The following is an 11,431-nucleotide window of genomic DNA, read 5'->3' on the forward strand; positions in this document are numbered from 1 at the left end:
AGGGAGGCGATCGACCGTGACGTTAGATTATACGGTCAAGCTGGCGGCGGCTCTCATATTGGGTTTACTCATCGGCGTTGATCGCCAGCTGAGGCATAAGCCGCTCGGCATGAAGACGAGTATGGTCATTGCCGTAGCCAGCTGCCTCATTACGATCGTATCCATTGAGGCATCGGGCAAGCTGGCGCATCCCGGTATGACGAACATGGACCCGATGCGGCTGGCTGCCCAGATCATTAGCGGCGTCGGCTTCATCGGAGCCGGCGTCATCCTTCGGCGAAGCAACGACGTGATCTCCGGATTAACGACGGCGGCGATGGTCTGGTCGGCATCTGCGCTTGGTATCGCAGCTGGCGCGGGATTTTATAAGGAAGCGTTCACGGCGGTTTGTTTCATTATCGTTGCCGTTAACCTGGTGCCGTTCGCGGTTCGCGCATTCGGGCCATCGAAGCTGAGGGAAAAGGACATATCGGTCTGCTTGATTGTCGATATGGCGGATGACCTGGCTGACATCATGGCAAGCATTCGAGGCGAGCATCAGGTCAAGCACACGAAGATTCGGGATAGGGGCGACGGACACAAAGAAATTTGCCTCGTTCTGTCCTCGGCCGAGCGCTATCCGACCGTTTCGGTCTACGAGCGGATGAAGCAGCTGAAGCCGGTGATCTCCGTCGAGGTGGAGAGCATCAGCTCTTAATCGATGAGCAAGTAGCACATGTGAGACCTTTATAAGCTGCTAAGCTGGACATTGGAAGTGACACCTCTGCCGAGGAACGCGATGATGCGGAACGGTCAGAGTTTTTTTAAACAAGGTTAAGCGCTTAATCCTATAATGTGAAAAAGAGAGGTAAATAGCGATGACTACGATTCGATTGACAATGGCGCAGGCGCTTCTCCGGTTTCTCGATAACCAGTACATCTCCGTGGACGGTCAGGAGACGAAATTTGTCCGTGGCGTGATGGGGATCTTCGGCCACGGGAACGTGACGGGAATCGGCGAGGCGCTGGAGCGCAGCCCTGGCTCGCTGCAATTCATTCAAGGCAAGAACGAGCAAGGAATGGCGCATGCGGCAACAGCTTATGCGAAGCAGAGCGGACGCCGACAAATCTGGGCTTGTACCTCCTCGATCGGACCAGGCGCGCTCAATATGGTAACCGCAGCAGGTACGGCGACTGTTAACCGCATTCCGCTGCTGCTCCTCCCAGGCGACAACTTCGCATGCCGACAGCCAGACCCAGTGCTTCAGCAGTTGGAGGTGCAGAGCGATTACACGGTATCAGCTGTTGACGCCTTCCGGCCAGTCAGCCGTTATTGGGACCGTATCGTTCGGCCGGAGCAACTGATGACAGCCGCGCTTCAGGCGATTCGCGTGCTGACTGACCCTGCAGAGACAGGAGCGGTAACGCTGGCGCTGCCGCAGGACGTACAGGCAGAAGCGTACGATTATCCGGAAGCGTTCTTCGCTAAAAGAGTGCATCACATCGATCGCCGACCGCCGTCGGCTGACGCGGTTAGCCGGGCAGCGAAGCTGATCGCCGGGAAGCGCAAGCCGCTTATCATCGCAGGTGGCGGCGTTCACTATGCCGATGCGGTCGAAAGCTTGCATGCTTTCGCAAAGGCGTTCGGTATACCGGTCGCCGAGACGCAGGCGGGCAAGAGCGTGCTGCCATGGAACGATGAGCTGAACATGGGCGGCGTCGGTACGACTGGCACGCTGGCAGCGAATCGGCTGGCTCACGAAGCAGACGTCATCATCGGCGTCGGCACGCGTTATTCCGATTTTACAACGGCGTCGAAGTGGGCGTTCGCGAATCCGGACGTGCAGTTCGTGAATCTGAACATTAGCCCATTCGATTCTGTGAAGCTGGACGGCTGCGGCGTCATTGGCGACGCGAGAGTATCGCTTGATGTGCTCCGCGAAGCGTTGTCTCAGCTCGGCTATACAAGTGGCTATGGTGCAGGCGAGCTTGAGGAGCTGAAGTCGGAATGGACTCGCGAGGTCGATCGGTTGTATGCGCTGGAGAGCGATCTTGGCTTGACGCAGACGCGCGCACTTGGCGTGTTGAATGAAACACTGCAGCCATCGGATGTGATCGTCTGTGCAGCAGGCAGTCTCCCAGGCGACCTGCACCGTGTATGGCGGCCTTCTGAGCCGCGCACTTATCACATGGAATACGGCTTCTCTTGCATGGGCTACGAAGTGAGCGGCGCGTTTGGCGCAGCGCTGGCAGAGCCGAATCGCGATGTATATGCGTTCGTGGGCGACGGCAGCTACCTGATGCTTCATTCCGAGCTGGTTACGAGCCTGCAAGAGGGTGTCAAAATGACGGTGATTCTGTTCGACAACAACGGCTACCAGTGCATTCACAATTTGCAGCGCGGACATGGCAGCGACGGATTCGGCAATGAATTCCGCTTCCGCGACCGTAATACAGGGCAGCTGAGCGGTTCTTACATGCCGATCGATTTTGCAGCGCATGCTCGCAGCCTAGGCGTTCCGGCTTGCACAGTGACGACAGCAGAAGGGCTTCGTGAAGCGCTGCTGGAGGCTCGGAAATGCAGCACGTCGACGCTGATCGAGGTGAAGGTTCTGCCAGGCACGAACACGGATGGTTATGATTCGTGGTGGCGCGTTGACGTACCGGAAGTATCGGTAAGCGCTAAGGTGAATGAGGCGCATGCGGCATCCGTAAGCAATACGGCGGAAGCGGCGTCGCGGACGTATCGATAAGCAGACAGGAGGAGTAAGCATGCTGGACAATTTGACGTTCAAGCTAGGCGCCCACCCCATCAATTGGGTTGGCGAGGATGTGCGTGAGCACGGGGCAGATACAACCTATGAAACGATTCTCGACGATATCATGAAGCTTGGCCTCACCGGCACTGAGATGGGCCGGAAATATCCGACGGATGAGGAAGTGCTGAAGCAGGCACTCGCTTCCCGCGGCATTCAGCTCGTGTCGCAGTGGAAATCGGTGCTGTTCTCCGCGCCGGAATACCGTGAATCGGAGCTGGCTGCTTATCGGGCACATGTCGAGTTTCTAAGCCGCATGGGCAGTAAAGTCATCAGTACGGCGGAGGTCGGCGGTTCCCTGCACTTTGATCCACGGCGTACGCCGAACGAGAAGGAAGTGCTGCGGCTGGATGACGCGGGCTGGCAGTCGCTGGCGGAAGGGCTCAACGCTGCGGGCAGCATCGCTGCCGAATACGGCATGAAGCTTGCGTACCATCATCACGGCGGCACGGTCGTGGAATCCGGCGAAGAGATCGACCGACTGATGGCCATGACCGATCCATCACTTGTGTGGCTGCTGTACGATACAGGCCATGCTCATTATGGCGGCTCCGATCCGCTCACGCTGCTGCGCAAGCATTATGATCGAATCGCTTACGTGCATCTGAAGGACGTTCGGCAGCAGGTGCTGGACGAAGCAAGAGCAGAGAATGCCGATTTCGTAACTTGCATTCGCAAAGGTGTGTTTACTGTACCGGGCGACGGCTGCCTAGACTTCCAGCCGATCATCACCGAGCTGCTGAGCCGTGGCTACGATGGCTGGGCGATGCTGGAGGGCGAGCAGGATCCGGCGCTTCATCCGCCATTCGAATATGCGCTGCGAGCGCTCGTTCACATCGGGAAGTTAGCCTCAGAGGCTGGGAAAGGAGCATGAGCATGAATCCGATCACGTGGAATAAGAGCAAACCGAATCATTTTGTAGCCATCGGGCGGTTGTGCATTGATTTGAATGCGAACGAGATCAACCGACCGATGGAGGAGACGGTGACATTCACCAAATACGTCGGCGGATCGCCGGCTAACATCTGCATCGGCATGTCCCGGCTCGGGCTGCGCACCGGCTTTATCGGCAAGGTTGCGAACGACCAGATGGGACGTTTCATTACTGGATATTTGGACCGTGAAGGCATCGACCGCACCGGTGTATCCGTAGACCGGACAGGGGCAGTGACGGGGCTTGCTTTTACTGAGATCAAAAGCCCGACGGACTGCAGCATTCTCATGTATCGCGACAACGCTGCCGACCTGCTGCTGGAGCAGGAAGAAGTGCCGGAGGAAGTGATCGCACAGTCGCAGATGCTGCTTATCTCTGGCACTGCGCTTGCAAAGAGCCCTTCGCGCGAGGCGGTGTTCCAAGCGCTCGAATATGCGAAGCGGCACGGTGTCGTCATCGCTTTCGACCTTGATTACCGCCCTTACACGTGGACGTCGGCTGAGGAGACGGCCGCTTACTATAACCTAGCCGCCGAGAAATGCGACATTTTGCTCGGAACGCGCGAGGAGTTCGACATGATGGAGCGGTTCGTGCACAATCCGGACCGGGACGACCGCGTAACGGCGGCTCGTTGGTTCGATCATTCCGCACAGATCGTCATCATCAAGCATGGCAAGGAAGGCTCCATCGCCTATACGAAGGACGGCGCCTCCCATCGTGCGGAAAGCTACCCAGCGAAGGTCGTGAAGACGTTCGGCGCAGGCGACTCTTATGCAGCGGGCTTCCTGTATGGTCTGATGCAAGGCTGGACGATCAGCGACAGCATGGCATTCGGCAGCGCCGCTGCCTGCATCGTCATCTCCAGTCACAGCTGCTCGGATGCGATGCCGACCGTAGAGCAAGTGAAGGATTACATCGAGCGTTGCAACAGAGGCGAGATTGTAGCGAACTCCTAATAATAGTGCCACGAAGCAGCAGAACCTGCGGTTTCTTGGCCCAAGCACTGGTCGGTCCTAGCTGGTCCTAGCTAGCTAGCTAGCCTAGCTTGTATGTGCGCTAACGGTTGCTAGAGAGGCTATTGGCGGCGAAAGAGCGGTAATTGCGGAATAGCGGTTGCAGCAGCGTTTATTCGCAGGGAAACGGGTGCGATTTACCTCAATGCTCTAGATTAGCGTCCGCTGCAACCGTTACGGCCTAATAGGCCGTCTTTTAACCGAATAAGCTTGCTTACATCCGTTAGCAGTGTGCTTGGCCGGGCTGAGCCGGGCCGCGTGTGTTTGTAGAGTAACGATCGTTGCCATGACCGCTGTTCAAGCAAGCTCAAAGCGGATGACTGCAATGAAAGCAATCATTCAATAATCCAATCCATTTACATCCCATATTTGAACATTCGAGAGGAGATTCCCACCATGACTAATACAAATGTAGTAACGTTGAACAATTTGATCGGCGGACAGTGGGTGCCTTCCGCATCCGGCGTTACGGAGCCGGTCTATAACCCAGCAACCGAGGAAGTGCTCGCCTACGTTCCGATCTCGACCAAAGAAGAGGTTGACCAAGCGGTTCGCGCTGCGAAGGAAGCGTTCAAGAGCTGGAGCCGTACAGCGGTGCCTCGTCGTGCGCGCGTCCTGTTCAAATACCAACAGCTGCTCGTCGATCATTGGGAAGAGCTCGCCCGTCTCATCACGCAGGAGAACGGCAAGAGCTACGCAGAGGCTTATGGTGAAGTGCAGCGCGGCATCGAGTGCGTAGAATTCGCAGCAGGTGCACCTACGCTGATGATGGGCAAGCAACTGCCGGATATCGCGACGAACCTGGAGTCCGGCATGTATCGCTACCCAATCGGCGTCGTTGGCGGCATTACGCCGTTCAACTTCCCGATGATGGTGCCTTGCTGGATGTACCCGCTCGCTATCGCATGCGGCAACACCTTCGTGCTGAAGCCATCGGAGCGTACGCCGCTGCTGGCACAGCGCTTGGCGGAGCTGTTTATCGAAGCGGGTCTGCCAAGCGGCGTACTGAGCATCGTGCATGGTGCGCACGACGTCGTGAACGGCATTCTGGAGCATCCGGGTGTTGCTGCGGTGTCGTTCGTCGGCTCCCAACCGGTCGCGGAATACGTTTATCGCACGGGATCGGCGCATGGCAAACGCGTACAGGCGTTGGCTGGCGCGAAAAACCACTCGATCGTACTGCCAGACGCTGATCTGGATGCTGCGGTTACGCAAATCATCAGCGCTGCCTTCGGTTCGGCAGGCGAACGTTGTATGGCTTGCGCTGTCGTTGTTGCCGTCGGCGACATCGGCGACGTTCTCGTCGAGAAGCTGCAAGCAGCAGCGGACGCGATCACGATCGGCAACGGCATGGAAGAAGGCGTCTTCCTGGGACCGGTTATCCGCGGACCGCACAAGGAGCGTACGCTTGGTTACATCGAAACGGGTGAAAAAGAAGGCGCGACACTGCTTCGTGACGGCAGAAAAGATGCAGCGACGAGCGGCGACGGTTACTTCGTTGGCCCAACGTTGTTCGATAACGTCCAATGTGAGATGAAAATTTGGAAGGATGAAATTTTCGCTCCGGTACTGTCCATTATGCGCGCGGAATCGCTCGACGAAGCGATCGAAATCGCGAACCAATCGGAATTCGCGAACGGCGCTTGCTTGTTCACGAAGGACGGCGGCAGCGTTCGTCACTTCCGTGAAAATATCGATGCAGGCATGCTGGGCGTTAACCTCGGCGTACCAGCGCCGATGGCATTCTTCCCGTTCTCGGGCTGGAAAAAATCGTTCTACGGCGACCTGCATGCTAACGGCAGCGATGGCGTGGAGTTCTACACGCGCAAGAAAATGATCACGACCCGCTGGTAGTAAGCGGAGCCTTAATAAGAGCAGCATCACGCTAAACAAAGCGTGGATGCTAGCATCAACAGCCCCGGCAAGGCAAGGCTGACTAGCCTTCCTTCGCCGGGGCACTTCAGGAGGAGAAGCAGCAATGAGCAAAGTTAGAGTCGGCATCATCGGCGCAGGCCGAATCGGTAAAATACACGCGGATAATCTCCTTCGCATGTCAGAAGCAGAAGTTATCGCAATCAGTGATCCGTTCGCGGGCGAGGAGCTTCGTGCTTGGGCGAACGAACGGGGCATTGCGCATGTCGCGACGGATAGCGGAGCAATCATCGGCAATCCCGATATTGACGCCGTGTTCATCTGCTCGCCGACGGATACGCACGTACCGCTCATTATGGAAGCGGCAGCGGCGGGCAAGCATATTTTTTGCGAAAAGCCGGTGAGCATGGATATCGAACGGACGCGGGAAGCACTGGACAGCGTGCGCGCAGCGGGCGTTAAGCTTCAGATTGGCTTCAACCGCCGGTTCGACCATAACTTCAAGCGCGTTCAGGAGCTGGTGCAGCAGGGCCGTATCGGTGAACCGCATATTATTAAAATCACGTCCCGCGATCCAAATCCACCGCACGCCGATTACATCAAAGTGTCTGGCGGCCTGTTCATGGACATGGCGATCCACGACTTTGACATGGCACGGTTCCTGTCCGGCAGCGAAGTTACAGAGGTATCGGCACACGGTACTGTGCTGGTTGATCCTGTCTTCGCGAAATATGGTGATGTCGACACGGCCATCACAACGCTGCGTTTCGAGAATGGTGCGCTGGGCGTCATCGACAACAGCCGCAAGGCTGCTTATGGCTATGACCAGCGGGTCGAAGTGTTCGGCTCCAAAGGATGCGTAACTGCTGACAACGACTATCCGAACACGACAATCGTCAGCGACGATGAAGGCATCGTTCGCGATAAGCCGCTGCACTTCTTCCTTGAGCGCTATAACGAAGCCTATATCAATGAGGTACGTATGTTCGTTGAGAGCATTCAATCGGGGGCAGCGCTGCCGGTCGAGGGCTTTGACGGACTGCAGGCAGAGCGCATCGCGCTTGCCGCGAAGCTGTCGGTAGAGTTGGGCCGTCCCATCAAGCTAAGCGAAGTATAAGAGGTCACGCACGATAAGGGAGGAAATGTACGATGGCGAATTTAATCGTACCGGCGAGCGCTAAGCCGGATCAAGACGGACGCGTACTGGCGATAACGCCGGAATCGGCTGGATGGGAATATGTCGGATTCGAAGTATTTCGCCTTGCAGCGGGAGAAACGCTGCAGCGCGAGACTGGGGAGCAGGAAGCTTGCCTCGTGCTGCTTAGCGGTAAAGCCGACGTTTCGACGAACGAGGAACAATGGAATGAGATCGGCTCGCGTATGAGCGTGTTCGAGAAAATTCCTCCCTATTCGGTCTATGTACCGAGCGGAGATGCGTACAACGTAACGGCGTTAACCGATCTGGAGCTTGCCATCTGCTTGGCTCCGGGACAAGCCGGACATCCTGCGCGCCTCATCGCGCCGCAGAATGTTGGGGTAGAAAATCGCGGCAGTGGCAATATGGCGCGGCTAGTGCATAATATTTTGCCCGAGAGCCAGCCTGCTGACAGTCTACTTGTCGTGGAAGTGTTCACGCCTGGTGGACATTGGTCGAGCTACCCGCCGCATAAGCATGACCGGGACGACCTGCCGCAGGAGTCGCTGCTCGAGGAAACGTACTATTATCACATTCAGCCGGAGCAGGGCTTTGCGATCCAGCGCGTCTATACAGACGACAGAAGCTTGGACGAGACGCTCGCCGTACGAGACGGGCAAGCCGTACTCGTGCCGGAGGGTTATCATCCAGTATCAGCACCTCCGGGCTACGAAGTCTATTACTTAAATGTAATGGCGGGACCGAAGCGCACATGGAAGTTTCATAACGATCCAGACCATGACTGGCTGATGCCTAGATAATGATTGAAACCATGACATTTTCCTAGCATAATAAAAATAATAGAATTACCGATAACCTGCGAACGGAGCAAAGAGGCCATGAAAGCCACCATCTACGACGTTGCCAAGGCAGCCGGCGTGTCGATCGCAACCGTGTCCCATGTATTGAATGGGAAGGGAAAGATTAGCAAGGACCGTCGGGCAGAAATATTACGTATCATGGAAGACATGAACTATAAGCCCAGTCTCATCGCGTCCGCACTGACAGGCAAGCGGACCTATACGCTGGGACTGCTGGTACCGGATATTTCGAACCCTTTCTTCTCGGAGATGGCAAGAGCTGTGGAGGACGAGGGGCAGCGTCTCGGCTACAGTGTCTTTATCTGCAGCACGGACAACAAGGATGAGAAGACTGCGCGCTATGCAGAGCTTCTTGAGCAGAAGAGTGTTGACGGGGTCATCGTTGGCACGGGCCTAAGCGGTCTGGATGCGCTGAAACCGCTGCTGAGCAAAGGGATTCCGGTCGCATTTATTGCACGGGACTTTCCTTCAGAGACCATTCCTTCGGTCGTCATTGACGATTATGTTGGCGGGGCTGCGGCAGCGGAGCATCTTATTGGGCTTGGCCATCGACGTCTGGCAGTATTGGCCGAACAAAATACGGTTGTCAGCAGCCGGGAGCGGGTGCGAGGTTTCCGGGAGACGGCAGCTGCGGCAGGCATAACGCTCGATGAGAAGCATGTGCTGGCCTGCGAGCTTCGGGATGGCAAACGTCATGCATCCGAGCTTCTTGCTCAGTCTGTGGATGAGCGTCCAACCGGCTTGTTCTGCTGCAACGACCTGCTGGCGATTGGCGCACTTCAAGCTGCGCGGGAGTTAAAGCTGCGCGTACCAAGCGATTGCTCGGTAGTAGGGTTCGACGACACGATACTTGCGTCGGTAACGAATCCCCCGCTTACGACAGTCGCACAGCCGATCGAAGGAATGGGTCAGGCTGTCGTCAGGCTGCTCGTTCGTTCCAAAGAGCATCCTGACGATCATATCAGCCGTATCGTGCTTCCACCTCGGCTTACAGTAAGGCACTCTACATCGCCGCTTACGCCATTTGCATAAATAAGCCGTCCTCGTACGAGGACGGCTTATTGTTATATAAAAGAGAATATTGCCGTGAATTTAGCGAAAAATGTCGAATTATAGGGGAAAAGAGGGCTGTAGGTAATATTAATCAGGAAATACGACAATAGTGGGATAAAAACAGTACAATGCACTTAAAAAAAAGGAAAAATAAATAAAATTTTTAGGAATAAAGTAGGAATCGGTCGATTAATGTCGAATACATTGTGTAGTCCCTAATGAAGATTGGGCCATAGACAAGAAAGGAACGTACACACTCATGTCTAGAGCATTAAAGTCGTTCGATTATGATGAGCTGTTCCATCATTTCCAACCGATTGTTGAAGGACAATCCGCAGAGGTTTATGGCTACGAGGCACTTATTCGAAGTCAATCCGGAATTGGGCCGGATCGGTTGTTCCAGACGGCAAGACGGCGCGGAGAATTGTTCAAGCTGGACACGGTCTCATTCGAGACGGCAATCGAATCCTTTTTCAGTAAGGAGCAAGCCGCTGACGACGAATCGCTGCTTTTCCTCAATCTTCTACCGTCGACTATTGGTAATCCGTTGTTTTCATCCTTTATCGCAGATCTGGAGGTGAATTACGTACGGTATTTCCGTCGAATTGTTGTTGAGTTGAACGAGTCGACGGAGGAAGCTCATCTGTGGAACACATCGAATTTCGAGCTAGGTACAAATCTGCTGCGTACGTTAGGGTTCCGAATTGCACTGGACGATACCGGAGAAGGCGCCTCATCATTGCGTAAGCTTGTTGAGCTGAAGCCGGACGTAGTCAAGCTGGACCGTTACTTCGCAAGTGGCCTGTCTGATTCGAATCAGAAACAGCGCATCGTCAACCTAATGGCAGAGCTGTGCCGTAATGATGCACTTCTCATCCTTGAGGGTGTCGAAACCGAACAGGACTGGCAAATCGCCAAGCGCCTTGGTGTAACACTTGGCCAGGGCTACTGGCTTGGCCGCCCAGCACTGCTCCCGTTCCAACAACAGGCCTAGAAACTTCTAACCAAAAACCAGTAACTCAAAACAAATGGTTGAGCTCACGCTCAACCATTTGTTTTTTATTGCGCGAACTAGTCTCGACTAATGCTCATCGCGCCAACGGTTGCCACAGCGCCTATATCGTCCAATTCCCATCTATTTCGCACCTAATGGTTGCGAGAGAGCCTAATGCGACGAAACACACCATTTTCCCCTCGATAGGAAGCGGCTAAGCTTCATAGCAACCGTTAGCATCTGAAAGATGCGGTTTTGCCCGTAATAAGCTCCGCCACAACCGTCAGCGGATCGGGGGTTACTGCGATCTAGTGACCAGGCACCCCAAAACAAATGGTTGAGCTCACGCTCAACCATTTGTTTTGAGGTGCTAACTATCCACCACGACCGATGCTCGCCGCGCCAACGGTTGCCACAGCGCCTATATCGTCCAATTCCCATCTATTTCGCACCTAATGGTTGCGAGAGAGCCTAATGCGACGAAACACACCATTTTCCCCTCGATAGGAAGCGGCTAAGCTTCATAGCAACCGTTAACCCCTGAAAGATGCGGTTTTGCCCGTAATAAGCTCCGCCACAACCGTCCCTCGTATTTAAGGGTTTCTCCCACGAATGCTCAACCATTCGCAGGATTTCAACTATTAAGATGTCGGATGAAACGATGGAATTAGGGCTGACAGTTGTTGATGACACAGTCGGGGTATGCAGGAACAGAAGTTGCGTTGATGCGCACTTCTCTTTAAGTTCTACTGCA

Annotated in this window: 10 protein-coding genes; 9 read left to right on the plus strand and 1 reads right to left on the minus strand. The window is 55.1% G+C overall.

The genetic code is table 11. The annotated features are described in order from the left end of the window. Positions 1-16: 16 nt before the first annotated feature. From DFQ01_RS25710 to DFQ01_RS25750, 9 genes are all read left to right on the plus strand, one after another. A complete protein-coding gene (locus tag DFQ01_RS25710) occupies positions 17-697 on the plus strand; it encodes an MgtC/SapB family protein (protein ID WP_110046806.1) in 681 nt (226 codons plus the stop codon). Between the two features lie 160 nt (positions 698-857). Then, on the plus strand, positions 858-2,732 hold the full coding sequence (iolD, locus tag DFQ01_RS25715; RefSeq protein WP_110046807.1) for a 3D-(3,5/4)-trihydroxycyclohexane-1,2-dione acylhydrolase (decyclizing): 1,875 nt from the start codon (positions 858-860) through the stop codon (positions 2,730-2,732). Between the two features lie 19 nt (positions 2,733-2,751). Then, complete coding sequence (gene iolE, locus DFQ01_RS25720; RefSeq protein ID WP_425452445.1) at positions 2,752-3,669, plus strand: myo-inosose-2 dehydratase; 918 nt, start codon at positions 2,752-2,754, stop codon at positions 3,667-3,669. A 2-nt stretch (positions 3,670-3,671) separates the two neighbouring features. Then, positions 3,672-4,685 (plus strand): 5-dehydro-2-deoxygluconokinase, encoded by a 1,014-nt coding sequence (gene iolC / locus DFQ01_RS25725; protein WP_110046808.1) that lies wholly within the window; start codon positions 3,672-3,674, stop codon positions 4,683-4,685. Positions 4,686-5,138: 453 nt separating this feature from the next. Then, on the plus strand, positions 5,139-6,596 hold the full coding sequence (locus DFQ01_RS25730; protein ID WP_110046809.1) for a CoA-acylating methylmalonate-semialdehyde dehydrogenase: 1,458 nt from the start codon (positions 5,139-5,141) through the stop codon (positions 6,594-6,596). Positions 6,597-6,720: 124 nt separating this feature from the next. After that, the gene (gene iolG / locus DFQ01_RS25735; protein WP_110046810.1) at positions 6,721-7,731 is read left to right on the plus strand and encodes an inositol 2-dehydrogenase; all 1,011 of its coding nucleotides are present in this window, start codon (positions 6,721-6,723) and stop codon (positions 7,729-7,731) included. Between the two features lie 32 nt (positions 7,732-7,763). Further along, positions 7,764-8,570 carry a 5-deoxy-glucuronate isomerase gene (iolB, locus tag DFQ01_RS25740; RefSeq protein WP_110046811.1) on the plus strand — a complete coding sequence of 269 codons (807 nt, stop codon included), beginning with the start codon at positions 7,764-7,766 and terminating at the stop codon, positions 8,568-8,570. A 78-nt stretch (positions 8,571-8,648) separates the two neighbouring features. After that, entirely contained in the window at positions 8,649-9,662 is a 1,014-nt protein-coding gene (locus DFQ01_RS25745; protein WP_110046812.1) for a LacI family DNA-binding transcriptional regulator, read from the plus strand. A gap of 280 nt (positions 9,663-9,942) precedes the next feature. Next, positions 9,943-10,677: an EAL domain-containing protein gene (locus DFQ01_RS25750; protein ID WP_110046813.1), complete on the plus strand. Its 735-nt coding sequence runs from the start codon at positions 9,943-9,945 to the stop codon at positions 10,675-10,677. Between the two features lie 471 nt (positions 10,678-11,148). Here DFQ01_RS25750 and DFQ01_RS31440 read toward each other — a convergent pair. Further along, on the minus strand, positions 11,149-11,431 hold a 283-nt coding region (locus DFQ01_RS31440; protein ID WP_219993713.1), incomplete at its 5' end, for a hypothetical protein.

Origin of the sequence: Paenibacillus cellulosilyticus, assembly GCF_003182255.1 — a bacterium.
Lineage (GTDB): Bacteria > Bacillota > Bacilli > Paenibacillales > Paenibacillaceae > Paenibacillus_T > Paenibacillus_T cellulosilyticus.